The sequence below is a fragment of the Ilumatobacter nonamiensis YM16-303 genome (assembly GCF_000350145.1).
GTDB lineage: Bacteria > Actinomycetota > Acidimicrobiia > Acidimicrobiales > Ilumatobacteraceae > Ilumatobacter_A > Ilumatobacter_A nonamiensis.
On record NZ_BAOL01000008.1, the window covers coordinates 66,358 to 79,618 of the forward strand.

General features: G+C 65.2%; 13 protein-coding genes and 1 pseudogene. 7 read left to right on the forward strand and 7 right to left on the reverse strand.

From position 1 onward, the window contains the following. Window positions 1–22: 22 nt before the first annotated feature. The 4 genes from ON45_RS01275 to ON45_RS01290 all read left to right on the forward strand — a co-directional run bounded on the left by ON45_RS01275 (window position 23) and on the right by ON45_RS01290 (window position 4,210). Window positions 23–1,198, forward strand: coding sequence for an LLM class flavin-dependent oxidoreductase (locus ON45_RS01275; protein ID WP_083914028.1), 1,176 nt, complete (start codon window positions 23–25; stop codon window positions 1,196–1,198). A 6-nt stretch (window positions 1,199–1,204) separates the two neighbouring features. Beyond that, entirely contained in the window at window positions 1,205–1,669 is a 465-nt protein-coding gene (locus ON45_RS01280) for a lipocalin-like domain-containing protein (protein WP_051062231.1), read from the forward strand. A 79-nt stretch (window positions 1,670–1,748) separates the two neighbouring features. Continuing rightward, a complete protein-coding gene (locus tag ON45_RS01285; protein WP_040491200.1) occupies window positions 1,749–2,606 on the forward strand; it encodes an SDR family NAD(P)-dependent oxidoreductase in 858 nt (285 codons plus the stop codon). Window positions 2,607–2,698: 92 nt separating this feature from the next. Continuing rightward, a complete protein-coding gene (locus tag ON45_RS01290; protein WP_040491201.1) occupies window positions 2,699–4,210 on the forward strand; it encodes a carboxylesterase/lipase family protein in 1,512 nt (503 codons plus the stop codon). A 100-nt stretch (window positions 4,211–4,310) separates the two neighbouring features. Here ON45_RS01290 and ON45_RS23990 read toward each other — a convergent pair. Further along, a pseudogene (locus tag ON45_RS23990) lies at window positions 4,311–4,430 on the reverse strand (zinc-binding dehydrogenase); the annotation flags it as partial. Between the two features lie 183 nt (window positions 4,431–4,613). Here ON45_RS23990 and ON45_RS01300 point away from each other — a divergent pair. Then, window positions 4,614–5,441, forward strand: a complete 828-nt coding sequence (locus ON45_RS01300) for an SDR family NAD(P)-dependent oxidoreductase (RefSeq protein ID WP_083914030.1) — start codon at window positions 4,614–4,616, stop codon at window positions 5,439–5,441. Between the two features lie 42 nt (window positions 5,442–5,483). Here the strand turns inward: ON45_RS01300 and ON45_RS01305 are convergent, their stop codons facing one another. The 4 genes from ON45_RS01305 to ON45_RS01320 all read right to left on the reverse strand — a co-directional run bounded on the left by ON45_RS01305 (window position 5,484) and on the right by ON45_RS01320 (window position 9,319). After that, on the reverse strand, window positions 5,484–7,007 hold the full coding sequence (locus tag ON45_RS01305; RefSeq protein WP_040491204.1) for a class I adenylate-forming enzyme family protein: 1,524 nt from the start codon (window positions 7,005–7,007) through the stop codon (window positions 5,484–5,486). 78 nt (window positions 7,008–7,085) lie between these two features. Then, window positions 7,086–8,129 carry a zinc-binding dehydrogenase gene (locus ON45_RS01310; protein WP_040491205.1) on the reverse strand — a complete coding sequence of 348 codons (1,044 nt, stop codon included), beginning with the start codon at window positions 8,127–8,129 and terminating at the stop codon, window positions 7,086–7,088. Window positions 8,130–8,172: 43 nt separating this feature from the next. Continuing rightward, a complete protein-coding gene (locus ON45_RS01315) occupies window positions 8,173–8,697 on the reverse strand; it encodes a VOC family protein (protein WP_040491208.1) in 525 nt (174 codons plus the stop codon). Window positions 8,698–8,707: 10 nt separating this feature from the next. Continuing rightward, the gene (locus ON45_RS01320; RefSeq protein ID WP_040491209.1) at window positions 8,708–9,319 is read right to left on the reverse strand and encodes a hypothetical protein; all 612 of its coding nucleotides are present in this window, start codon (window positions 9,317–9,319) and stop codon (window positions 8,708–8,710) included. Between the two features lie 114 nt (window positions 9,320–9,433). Here ON45_RS01320 and ON45_RS01325 point away from each other — a divergent pair, with 114 nt between their 5' ends. Further along, entirely contained in the window at window positions 9,434–10,063 is a 630-nt protein-coding gene (locus tag ON45_RS01325; protein WP_040491211.1) for a TetR/AcrR family transcriptional regulator, read from the forward strand. Between the two features lie 33 nt (window positions 10,064–10,096). On the opposite strand, the gene ON45_RS01330 is transcribed toward ON45_RS01325, so the two are convergent. After that, the gene (locus tag ON45_RS01330) at window positions 10,097–11,257 is read right to left on the reverse strand and encodes a hypothetical protein (RefSeq protein WP_051062233.1); all 1,161 of its coding nucleotides are present in this window, start codon (window positions 11,255–11,257) and stop codon (window positions 10,097–10,099) included. Beyond that, window positions 11,254–12,351 carry a homogentisate 1,2-dioxygenase gene (locus tag ON45_RS01335; protein WP_083914034.1) on the reverse strand — a complete coding sequence of 366 codons (1,098 nt, stop codon included), beginning with the start codon at window positions 12,349–12,351 and terminating at the stop codon, window positions 11,254–11,256. The genes ON45_RS01330 and ON45_RS01335 overlap by 4 nt, the downstream gene beginning before the upstream one ends. 71 nt (window positions 12,352–12,422) lie before the next feature. On the opposite strand from ON45_RS01335, the gene ON45_RS01340 reads away from it, so the two are divergent. After that, window positions 12,423–13,217, forward strand: a complete 795-nt coding sequence (locus ON45_RS01340) for a GntR family transcriptional regulator (RefSeq protein WP_040491213.1) — start codon at window positions 12,423–12,425, stop codon at window positions 13,215–13,217. Window positions 13,218–13,261: the final 44 nt, after the last annotated feature.

Below are 13,261 nucleotides of genomic sequence, written 5' to 3' on the forward strand. Positions count from 1 at the left end.
CAACACAACACAGGAGAACACGATGAAGGTCGGAGTGACGATCTGGTTCCAGAACATGGCCGACATGCAGGAGCGAGCGATGGACGGGGTGAAGGACCGGCCGATGCCGCGTTCGGACTTCGACTGCCTCCAGGACGAATTCGCCCTGTGCGACCTGGTCGAACCGCTCGGCTTCGACAAGCTCTGGACGATCGAGCACCACTGCAGCCCGTACGGCATGACGGTCACACCCGCTCAGATCTTCTCCTACATGGCGGGACGCACCAGCCGGATCGGGTTCGGCTCGATGGTGATGGTGCTTCCCTGGAACGACCCCATCCGCCTCGCCGGTGAGATCTCGCTGCTCGACAACATGCTCGCCGGCCGCGAGCTGTCGATCGGCGTGGGTCGTGGTGCAGCACCACAGGAGTTCGCCGCGTTCCGGACCGACTACGCGGAGTCCCGCGAACGCATGCTCGAGATCCTCGAGATCCTCCGTCTGGCGCTCAGCCGCGAGTTCTTCTCCTTCGACGGGCACCACTACCAGATCCCCGAGACCTCGATCCGCCCGCAGCCCTACACCGCCGACCTCACCCGCAACATGTTGATGGCGTGGAGCAGCCCCGAGACCCGAGACCTGGCCGCACAATCGGGCTGCGCTCCCCTGTTCAACAACTTCAGCAACTGGGACGGTGTCAAGTCGTCGACCGAGGAGTTCAACGCCGTCCGCCGTTCGCACGGTTGGGACGAGGTGGTCGGAACCGTCGCCGGGCCGATCTTCGTCTCACGCGACAAGGAGAAGGTCGAGCAGGCTCGCGAGTGGGTCAAGATGACCTACGACACCAGCATCTGGCACTACGGCCTCTTCAACCAGCCGTCCATCCGGGCACTTCTCGAAGGGAAAGAGGGCGCCGAACTCGAGGCGACTGTCGAAGCCATCCGTTCCGCCTCGCTCAAGGTCGGCGCGTTCGGGACCCCCGAGGAAGTGCTCGAGACACTGCAAGGTGCCCAGGAGGCCACGGGCTTCGGCGAGTTGATCTGCCAGATGAGCTACGGGATGATGCCGGTCGAATGGGCAAAGGAGAGCATGACGCTCTTCTCCGAAGAGGTGCTCCCCACCCTCAAGGCCATCGACACCGGGAACACCCACTCGACACCGTTCGCCCAGGTCGAAGCGAGCCGCCGTACAGCGGCCGCTCACGTGGCTGCTACGGCGTAGTCGGCGATGATCGAATCCGCGTCACTCGTCGGCGGTTGGACGCTCGTCGAGTGGTCCGCGTCGGTCGACGGCACCGACGCCGGCCATCCGATGGGTCCTGACGCCGGCGGACAACTCACATACACCGCTGACGGAGCGGTGTCGGCGATCCTGCATCGCGCCGGCCGTCCCACATTCGGGACCCGCCACCTCCACCAGGCGTCCGAGACCCAACGCGCCGATGCCGCCGCTACCTACGTCTCGTACGGGGGCAGCTATGAACTGCGCGACGATCGGGTCCACCACTTCGTCGAGCACAGCCTCTTCCCCGACTGGGTCGGCACCGTCCTCGTTCGAACCGCCGCCTTCGAGGGCGACCGACTCGTCCTGACCGCCCTCCCCGAACGCTCCGCCGACGGGCGGTCGTTCGAGAACCGTCTCGTCTGGAAGAGATTCGATCCCACGACCTCCGACGCCGTGGTCGCGCCATGACCGGCACCACGCCCACTCTCGACGGTGGTCACTCGATTCCCACCGCCGTCTCGAACACACCACCACACAGGAGAAACCAGTGAACCGACTCGAAGGCAAGACATTGATCATGACGGGAGGCGGAGGCTCCATCGGGGCTGCCGCCGCGCTGCGCTGTGCGCAAGAAGGCGCGAACCTCGTCCTCACCGACACCCGCGAAGACCACCTGCACGCTGCAGCCGACGCCGCCCGCGCCGCTGGCGCCGAGGTCCTCCCGCTGGTCTCGGACGCACGCGACGAAGCTGCGTGCGCAGAGATGGCGGCGAAGACAGTCGAGTCGTTCGGCCGGATCGACATGGTCTGGGCCAATGCCGGCGAGGTCTGGGTGAAGGAGGCGCTGGAACAGGACAAGGCATTCTGGACGGAATGCCTGGAGCTCGAACTGACCGGCCAGTGGCTCCCCATCCGAGCGGTGCTGCCGACGATGATCGAGCAGCAGTCAGGATCGGTGCTCGTCAGCTCGTCGATGACGGCGAACGTCGGCATCAAGCACATCGCGGCCTACAGCGCCGCGAAAGGTGGCCTGCAGGCACTGATGAAGACCCTTGCCGTCGAGCACGGTCGGGACAACATCCGTTTCAACAGCCTCGCCATCGGGTCGGTCGAAGGGCGACACATCATCGCGTCGAACGCGATGCGTCAGGGCATCACCTACGAAGAAGCGGAACGGTTGGTCGGGGCGACGAAGGTCGTTCGCGACGAGATCTTCCCGCTGGGACGAATGGGCACGCCGGACGACATCGCGCCGGTGGTGGCGTTCTTCGCCTCCGACGATTCGGCCTGGGTGACCGGCACGAACTTCTATCCCGACGGAGGGCTCACCCACGACGGTACGGCGGGAATCAGTGGACTCAGCCAACAGCAGCTCGCGAAATACGCGGGGCTGCTGATGCAGTAGCCACGGGGTTCGTCTGTTCCGCGAGAACCCCCTACTGTTGCCCTCGTTCGACGTCTGGGCCGCCGAGCAGCGGCTCCCCCGGAGGAGACCACATGGATGAAGTCATCGTCACCACGACAGCTGGAACGTTGCGCGGCCTGCGCGAGAACGACGCCGTAGTGTTCCGGGGCGTGCGCTACGCCGAACCACCCGTCGGCGAGTTGCGGTTCAAGCCGCCCGTTCAGGTCGGGCCCTGGACGGGTGTGAGAGATGCAACGGAGTTCGCGCCGATCTGTCCGCAGGGGATCTCGCCGTTGGGATCGTCCGAACCCCAGGGCGAGGACTGCCTGGCCCTGAACGTGTGGACGTCAGCGACCGCCGGGCCCAGTCGGCCTGTGATGTTCTGGATCCACGGTGGTGGGTTCGTCGGCGGATCGGGCTCGCTCCCGCTGTACCACGGTGACACGTTCGCCGCGAAGGACGTCGTCCTGGTCTCGGTCAACTATCGCGTCCATGTGCTCGGGTTCCTCGACCTCGAGGGCGTCGGCGACGGCTTCGAGAACTCTTCGAACAGCGGCCTGCTCGACGTCGTCATGGCACTGGAGTGGGTGCGCGACAACATCGCCGCGTTCGGGGGCGACCCCGACAACGTCACCATCTTCGGCGAGTCCGCCGGCGCTGCACTGGTCGGTGCCCTGCTCGCGACGCCTCGCGCCCACGGCCTGTTCCACAAAGCCATCGGACAGTCCGGTACCGGCCACCACACCCGCTCCCGCGAGGTCGCTCGCCGTGCCACTGAGATGTTCTTCGACGACATGGGTGTCGCCCACGGCGATGTCGTTGCGCTCCAAGCACTCCCCATTGATGAGATCCTCGCCCCACTCCACAACTACGGGACGGGCATGAGCGAGCGAACACGAGCGGTGTTCGGCAACGACGACCCCCTGGACGCCATGCCGTTCCGCATGACCCACGGAGACGACGTCGTTCCGGTGCGCCCGGCGGACGCGACAGCCGACGGAAGCGCAGCCAACGTCCCCTACCTCATCGGTGCGAACGATGACGAGATGCGACTGATCTACCTCCTCGGCGCTGAGATCAAGCCGGCGGACGCGGGACTCATGCCCCTGGAGATTCACGCCCGCCGACTCGGCTGCACCGAGGACGAGTTGCTCGAGCTGTATCGCGCGATCGATCCCGACCGCACCGAGGACGATGTGACCTGCGCGCTGTGCTCGGACCTGTGGTTCATCATGCCCGGCCGCGAAGCCGCCGACCTCCACGCCCGACATCAGCCGAACACCTATCGGTACAGCTTCTCCTGGCGGAGCCCAGCGAACGACGGACTCATGCGCGCAGCGCACACCTTCGACATCCCCTTCGTCTTCGATCACCTCGACGATCCGAACGTGGGCTGGCTGCTCGGCGACGCACCGCCCGCTCCCCTCGCAACGGCGATGCAGGACGCATGGATCCGCTTCGCCCGCACGGGCGACCCCGGCTGGCCCGCTTGGGGGAAGGCGTCACGTCAGGTCATGCGCTGGGACACCGAGCCCGCCGTCGTCGACGACCTCGACGCCGACCGAGCGAGTGTGTGGCGAACCACCTTCCCCGCGCTGTCATAGCGGCCCACATCAGCCACACCGCCCAAACAGAAAGTTGTCGGTCATCACGTTGCTCCCGCGTGAATCTGGGCCTCGCTATTGAGCCACAGGTTTCGCGGGTTCAGGGGGTCACCACGATCTTGCAGTGATTGTCGGGGTCGCCGAGCGCTTCGAAGGTGTCGGCAACGCCGTCGAGGCCCACTTCCCCGGTGATGAGCGGGGCAACGTCGAGCTCGCCCTCGGGCCGGGTCGACCACCTCGCTGGCGCCCAGTGGCCCGTCGTGAGCTACTCTTCGGCGTCACGACCCGGGTTGAGCGCATCGACGAAATGGGGTTCGTCAACGACCTGAACCTGACCATCGCCCGCAACTACTTCCTGCAGGCGTTGTGAGAACTCAATCGCGGCTTTCGAAAGGTCCAAGAAGTGAAGATCGAGACAGGACAGGTTGCGGTGGTAACCGGAGGGGCGAGCGGCATTGGACTTGAGCTGTGCCACGAGTTCGGTCGCCGCGGGATGGCGGTGGTCGCCGCAGACATCGAGGCCGACGCATTGGCCGCCGCTGTCGGAGCATTGCGGTCGGCGGGAATCGACGCGATCGGCAAGGAGTGCGATGTCACGTCGATGGATTCCGTGCAAGCTTTGGCCGACGAGTGCTTCGCGTGGAAGGGCAACGTGCACGTCGTCTGTAACAACGCAGGCGTCGTAGCGTTCGGCGACGCGATGGGGTCACTCGAGGACTGGAAGTGGGTGATCGACGTCGACCTGTGGGGGGTGGTGCACGGCCTGTTCGCCTTCGGGCCCCGCATGCGCGAAGCGGGCGAACCGGGTCACTTCGTGAACACCGCCTCGACCGCCGGATTGCTGGGCTTCCCGGGCATTGCGCCGTACGTGGCAGCCAAACATGCGGTGGTTGGAATGACCCAATCGTTGTGGCACGAGCTACAACCCACGGCGCTGAGCGCGTCGGTGCTCTGCCCCGGAATCGTCAGCACCAACATCAACACCAGCGAACGAAACCGCCCGGGCGTGGCGGCAGGATCGGTCGAGCGATCGGGTGCCTGGGGTGACGGCTGGGCGGAGGCCCAGACCGCCGAAGAGGTCGCCGTGATTGTGGCCGACGCCGTTGAGGCCGACCAGTTCTGGGTTATTCCCCACGAGGCCTATGGGGGGCAGGCGCTCACGCTCGCTCAGGGACGGATCGACAAACAGCCGCCGCTACTGCCGGTTGTCCACGAGCAGATTCACCCTTGACCTCAATGAAGATGCACTCGCCGAGGCGCCCTTCGCCCGCCCTTAAAGGTCCAGGTTCTTGAGCTCCCGGCGCATCACTTTGCCGGTACTGGTCTTCGGTAGGTCATCGACGAACTGCACGGCACGTGGCACCTTGTAGGCAGCGAGGTGCTCGCGGCAGTAGTTGATGATTTCTTCGGCATCCGGGGTCGTGCCGGTCTTGGGAACAATGTAGGCCTTGGCGAGTTCGCCCTTGTTCTCATCTGCAATGCTGCCAACCGCCACCAGGGCCACATCGGCGTGACCGGCCAAGACGCGCTCGATCTCGGCGGGATAGACGTTGTAGCCAGCAGTCAGGATCATGTCTTTCTTGCGATCGACGATGAACACGCAGCCGTCTTCGTCCATGGAGGCGAGATCGCCAGTATGGAGCCAACCATCCGGCTCGATGGTTTCAGAGGTGGCCTGTTCGTTGCCGTAGTAGCCCTCCATGACAATGCTGCCCTTGATCATCAACTCTCCAACCTCGCCTGCTGGAAGGGTCTTGCTGGCATCCTCGGTATCGGCAATCCTGGCCTCGACATAGGGCAGTGCTACGCCGATGGAGCCGTGCTTGACGGGGCCGTTCGAGGCGAAGGTGGTGCCAAGGCCACCCAGTTCCGTCATCCCCCACAGTTCGATGAGGGGGCAGCCGAAGCGCTGCTCGACTTCCTCCATTTTGGGCGTCGGCATGGTTTGCCCACCCACCGTGCAACAGCGCAGCGAGGAGAGGTCGTAGCTATCCAGCTCTGGATGATTCAGCATGTACATGTACATGGTGGGCACGCCTTCGAACATCGTGGCCCCGTGTTCCTGGATGCTCTCCAGGATGGCCGTTTCCTCGAACGCTGGGTGCAACACCAGTGTCATGCCATTCTGAACGGCGCCACTCATCACCACGTTGCCGTACACGTGCGGACACGGAAGGGCGGTGACCACGGTGTCGCGATCGCTGCGTTGATGCATCAGGGCCGTCATCGCCACGTTGATCAGGATGCTGCGGTGGGAGAGAGACGCCCCCTTGGGATGTCCGGTGGTACCGGAGGTGTAGCCGATCGTCGAGAGCGCATCTGGGTCAATAGTCGGCACGTCGAACGTGTCGTCGCTTCCCGCCAGGATCTCGGCGAATGACAACACACCCGGGGGCAAATCTTCATCGCCAAAGGCGATCAGTTCCCGCACCTGGGACTTTTCCTTGACGCCCTGGATGGACAGCGCCTTTTCATCGGACGCGACAACAATGCTGGCCCCACAGTCGTTGGCGACGAACTCGACTTCCCCCGGTGTCAGCATGACGTTGACCGGGTTGATCACGGCGCCGGTCTTCAGGGCTCCGTAGTAGCTCACCACCCACTCCCAACAGTTGCCGGAATACAGCGTCACCCGGTCGCCGGGCGCAATCCCCAGGTCGACAAGGGCATTGGCGAAGCGGTTGCTGAGATCGTCCAGCTCCTGAAAGGAAAGACTGCGCTCCGGCGTTATGAGCGCGGTCTTGTCGCCATAGAACTGCGCAGCCACAGCGGGAATCGAACCGATTGTTTCGATCATGAGCCGTCTCCAATCATGGCCGCTAAGCCGTTTGAGCGTAGAAGCGATCTGGGCCGCGACCGCCCGTATCCCGGGAGGTCACGGGGTCACGAGGACCTTGCAGTGGCTGTCGGGGTCGCCGAGCGCTTCGAAGGCGCCGGCGACGCCGTCGAGGCCCACTTCCCCGGTGATCAGCGGGGCAACGTCGAGCTCGCCCTCGGCGATGCAGCGCAGCGTCTCGTTGAACTCCATCGGGTCGTAGGCGAAGCAGAACTGGATGTTCATCTCCTTGTTGAGCGCGAAGAACGGGTTGATGCGGTCGTGCTCCATGCACACGCCGACGACCGCGAGCCGGGTGCCGTGGGGTGCGTCGCGCAGGACGCCGTCCATGATCCCGGGCACACCGATGGCTTCGAACACGACGAGCGGGCGGCCGCCGCCGGCGCGCTGCCAGGCATCGAAGGCGGGCTCGGTGGCCGGATCGACCACCTCGCTGGCGCCCATCGTGGCGGCCAGTGCCCGGCGGGCCGGGGAGAAGTCGGTGGCCACGATCGTCTCGACGCCCTTCAACTTCAGGGCGCCGATCACGGCCAGGCCCACCGGTCCGCAGCCGAGCACCAGCGCTCCCTCGTTCGGGGTGATGCTCGACTTGTTGACGGCGTGCATGCCGACGGCCATCGGCTCGGTGAGGGCGGCGTGGCGAAAGTCGAGCCCGTTGGGTACCTCGGTGACGACCGGGGCCGACAGCAGCATGCGCTCGCCGTAGCCGGCGGGCACGTCGTTGTTGTAGGTGATCGATCGCATGCCGGCGGCCGTGAGCAGGAGCGGGATCGACGTGACGAGCGTGCCCGGCTTCGGGCCCTCGGTGTCGGGTCCGAGCTCGAGCACCTCTGCGGAGAACTCGTGGCCCATGAAGACGTCCCGGTCGAGGTCGACGTCCGGGCCGTCCAGGGTGAGCGGGGGCGCGCCCTGCATCTCGTTGGAGAGTGCGAGCCAGTCGGCGCCGTGCTGGGCGAAGTGCAGGTCGGATCCGCAGATGCCACAGGCCTTCACCTGCACGAGGATCTGCCCGACTTCGGGCTGCGGCTCGGGGACGTCGTCGCGGACGTAGATCTGGCCGGAATTCAATGCTGCTGCTCTCATCAGGTGTCTGCCCTTTCGGTGGCGTTACTGGGCGGTGAGGTGTTCAGCCGAGGAACCGCACGGGCTCGTCACCGTCCCACGCGATGTGGGACTGACGTACGAGCTCGAAGCCGACGGCGAACTCGTTGTCGTGTCCGAGATCCGCGACCTCGAGGGCGGAGCCGTCCACGGCAGTGGACCCGTAGTACATGAAGCGCATGCCGTCGCCGAGCTGTCCTTCGCAGTCCGGCTCGGCACCCAAGGCACGTTGTCGGGCCTGTTCGGCGTCGTAGTCGTTCACCCAGGCCGAGGTGTGGTGCAGCCCCGCCCGCTTCGCCGTGGCGAAGTCCCGGTACGGCGATGGGGCGTCGTTGTGTTGCTGGATCAGCTCGATCTGCAGCTCGCCCAAGTTGCCCAGGGCGATGCTCAGGTCGGGATCACTCTCGACGTCCTGATAACGGAACGAGGCCAACGGCACGTGCCGAGCGACGAAGAACGGGCCGGCGCCGAAGCGTCTGACCCAATGCCGGCAGGCCGCCTCGATGTCCTCGACGACGAAGCCGTTCTGGCGGGCAGTCCCGGCGAGCACGTCGAGGTCCTCAGCCGGCCGGCTCGAAGGCGGGGAGCGGCCGAAGGGTCGGCAGCAATCGCTCACACGCTTCGTCGAACGTGATGAAATCCGACTCCGGTACCTCGATCGTGGCGGAGTCATCGTCGTGGACGTACACGTGCTCGCCGATCATTCGGCCGCGTTCGTCGTAGGGCCAGATCATCGCGATCCGCTGTCGGTTCACGTAGAAGCGCTCGGGATCGGCATCGAACCCGCCCTCGCCGCGAGCGAAACTGGAGGCGGCGGCAGCACCGGTGACGTAGGTGTGAAAGATCGCCTCGGACGCAAAGCCCCAGTCGTTGACCGCGATGACTTCGTCCTCGAGCACCATCACCGTCGTCTCGGTTGCGCTGAGGCCCTGGTAGAAGCCCTGGACCTGGTCGAGTCCATCCAACGTCATGCTCATCCCGCCCCCGTTGACGCGGTACACCGGGTGTTCGACGGTCATCTCCGGCGTGAAGATCTGCTGCCAGTTTCCGGTGACCTCGAGGATGGCGTGCCGCCGGTAGTTCTCCAGGATCTGGCGGTGCAGTGGGTTCTCCGTCACCGCGAGCAGGTCGTCGGCGGCCTTCGTGAGCATGGTGATCTCGAGCTTCGTCATCGGTTCGTCCCTTCCAAGAACAGAATCAGATTCTGCTCCTGAACCTGCGGTCTGTCAAGTAGATTCCTCAGCGTGCAGCAACGTGAGTGCGCGAACGCGCCGCGAAGAGGTCTGATGTCGGGGAATTCGCCCGCTCCCGAATCCACGGGTCCGGCGGCTGATCCACCGCCGATCGCAGTCGACTGGACCGACAAGCAACTCCAGCGACGCTCGCGGATCGTCGAGGCGACCCTCGCGCTGCTCGCACAGCGACCAGGAAACGTCGAGATGCGCGAGGTGGCCGTCAAAGCCAATTCGGCGCTTGACACCGTCTACCGCTACTTCGGCTCGAAGGAGGCCCTGTTCGCCGAGGCGTATCTCACCTGGTGCACCACGCACTGGGCAGCGTTCGCCCAAGACGCACTCGGCGACACCGACGCCGCTCGGCTCGAGAACCTGCTGCACCGGACGATCGACGCGTTCGCCCGCGAGCCCCACATGCTCCAACTCGTCAACCTGACGAGACGTACCGGCGACAGCGCCGTCGCCTCGTCCCTACGCGCCAGCATCGACGGCGCAGTCGAACTGTTCGAGAACACGATGCCGGGTCAGGGCGAGCGCGAAGCGCACACGATCGCCACGATCGCTTTCGCCACGCTTCACTTCGCACTCAACCAATGGGCTGCCGGACTGCTGCGTATCGATGAGGTGCACGACCTCATCACCGACTTCGTGCGAGTCACGCTGTCCGACCCTCGTGGTTGAGCCATCGGCCCGCCATCGACGACGATCTCGGCGCTAGCTCATCGCGAAGTCGTAGATGAGCTTCGCGAGCTCGGTCACCATCTCGGCTTGGCCCTTGGGGTCCATGTAGTGCGTGGCGTCGAACTCGTGGTGTCCGGTGAACCGATCGCCGAGTGCGTCCTCCCACTGCCGAAGGTAGTCGGGGTGGGCCCGGTGGTCTCCAGCCTGGCGAATGCTCAAGACGGGAATCGTGGTGCGGGCCACATCGGACGGACCGTTGGCCTGACTGACATCGGTCGCCCACTGGCTGAGCCACGACCGCAGGCTCGAGAACCGACCGAGGCCGTTGCCGGCCTCGTTGACCTCGCGGATCTTGTCGACGTCACCTCCGAAGTCGCTCGTCTCGGCGAACATGAAGGGATCGGCATTGGTGCGATGCACCACGAACGCCTCGTCGGCGTTCGGTCCGTACATGCCCTCCAACGTGGCGAGCCGGTCGCGCGCCCAACTGGTGATGCGCTCCATGCGAGCGGCCTGCGCCGCACGGATCCGGGCGACGAACTCGTCGCTGAACGGTGGCCCGTGGCGAGGGTCGAACACGTCGAGGTCGGGGTCTCGCCGCAACGGATCGGCCTCGTCGACGATCGCTGCGTCGAGCACGTTCCGCAGCGTCTGTGACCGCCCGAGATGGTGACCGAACAACACCAGCTTGTCGGCCGGCGGCAGCTGCTCCGGCGTGACCAGGCTCGGGCGTCCGTCGGGGAGATGGGTCATCGTGAAGTCCTCGGCTTGGGCTTGGTAGAAGCACAACAGCGATGCCCCACCGGAGAAGCCGAGCAGGATGATGCGCTCGTAGCCCCGTTCCTCGAGGAAGCGGATGGCGGTTCCCACGTCCTGTGCGCAGCGCTCCATGAGCAGCGTCGCGTCGCTTCCGACGAATCGGGTCTGCACCGTCATGGTCGAGAGCCCGAGTTGCACGAGCGGGTTCACGATGTAGAACCCGGCAGTCGGCACGACCGGGTGGGTGAAGATCGCTGCCGTCTTGTGCGATGGCACCTCGCCGTCGGGTTCGCTCAGATCGACGCGAACCACGCTCGCCTGATTGACACTGGGTGGATAGAGCTCGTGGGGGTAGCCGCGCTCGCCGCCCAGGAGAAACGAGCGACTCTCGTGAGATCGCACCGGCCGGACGCCGGGTGACGGTTGCGTACTCATGTCCGATCCGTCTTCGCACTCGGGAGTGCGGCTTCGAACGCTGGAGTCCGCCGCAGTCGCCGGTAGGAGTCGATGCTGAGCCCTTCGAGCATCCGTTGCATTCCAGGTTCGTGGACCGCGGCATACGCGTCGCGCTCGGCGGCGGCCGGTCCGTGGGTCATGCCCTGGGGGAAGTGGCCGAGGGCGTTCACCGGATTGCCGTTCACACGGCGGATGAGAATCACCTCGTCGGCATCGACGTTGCGGTGCCTGGTCGGAAGTTCTTCCGCTTCGGGGTCGCTCACGACCGACATCGGCAGGAACGGAACGCACATGAAGCTCGCCGATTCGAGGATCGACCAGGACGATGGTGCGAGGTGGATGCGTTCGGAGGTGAGCGGACGAATGTCGCGAAGGTTGAGCTTGAACGGGAACAGATCGCCCTTCCACCCGACGAGGTCGAACGGCAACTCGGCGTAGAACGCCGAGGTGATCTCCGTCCCGTGCTTGAGCTTGAGTTCCCACTCGTCTTGTTCCGGCCAGTCGTATTCGGTGATCTTCGGGATGCCGAGGACGCCGAAGTCGATCGGAGAGTGTCGACCGATTTGGCGGTGTTCGGTGAACTCGATCGGCGCAACCGACTCGACCACCTTGGCCGTGGTCGGCGTCGTCGGCATGTGACGGTAGGTCGTGCCCTTCGGAATCAGGATGAGATCTTCGGGTTCGTACTCGATCGGGCCGAACTCGGTGGCGACGACGCCAACGCCTTCGTGGATGAAGTAGAGGGTGTCGGCATCGACGTTGCGGACCAGGTGCGGTGTGGCGACGGCTCGGTGGCTGAGTGCGATCGTCAGCTCGTCGTTGGCGAGCATCTCGGTCGGGAGGCCCGACGGGTTGCTCTCGTCGTCGAACGTCATTGCGCCGAGGAGGGCCACGGCGATCGAGATCGGGCCCTCCACGCGCACCGGGTCAGCCGGTTTGCGACCGTGGTAGAGCATCGACACCGGTCCGAAGAATCCACCACGGCTGTAGTGCTCCTCGTTGAGGTCGGCCACGCCGACGCGCGCCTGCCGAGCCGTTCTGCCCTCGTGGACATGGATCCAGGAATTCCTCATCGTGCCTCCATCTCGAGGAGGCTAGTATAATCACATATGTTTATGATATGTCGGAACGAGAGCCAGGACCGATGAGCGCCGAACTCGCAGACACCACAGCGTCCGACGCGGTCCCGGCGCCGGCGTTCGACCCGTCGGTCCCGCTCCACCATCAGATCTACCTCCAGCTCCGCCGAGAGATCGCCGACGGACTCTGGACTGGACGCACCGACTTTCCCGGCGAGCGCGAGGTCGCCGAACTCTTCGACGCCAGTGTCATCACCTCGCGCTCCGCGCTCGACCGGCTCAGTACCGAAGGCTGGATCCGACGTCAGCGCGGCAAGCGCCCCCGTGTCATTCACCAACCGAGCGCAGGCAGTGCCGCGCCGCGACCCGACCTCATGCCGGTCGGCCGATTCCGCCCCTACTCCTACGAGGTGCTGTTTGCCGAGGTTCGCATCGCTCCCGCCGAGGCATGCGCCGCGTTCGACCTCGAACCCGGCTCGAGTCTCTGGCAATGCAGCCGGGTTCGCACATTCGACGGACGACCCCACAGTGTCACGCACAATGCGCAGCGGCCCGAGGTCGGCGAACTCCACGATGCGAGAGGACTGTCCAGTCGCCCGATGACGAGCCTGCTCGCCAAACATGGTCACACGGTCGCGACGATGCGTCGACGGATGAGCGTCGGCCAGGCTCCTCCGTCGGCAACGGCGGCCCTCGGGATCACGATCGCGAAACCGGTGTTGACGATCACGTTCACGCTCCACGACGCCGCCGACGGTGTCATCCAGTGGGTCCGGCTCTACCTCCACCCCGACCACGCGACACCGGAAGAGACCATGAACATCGAGAACGGAAGCTGGTCGGCAGCCGAGCCGATGTGACAGGCGCTACCGAGGCAGCGATGCCCCGTTGCCCCACCGACGTG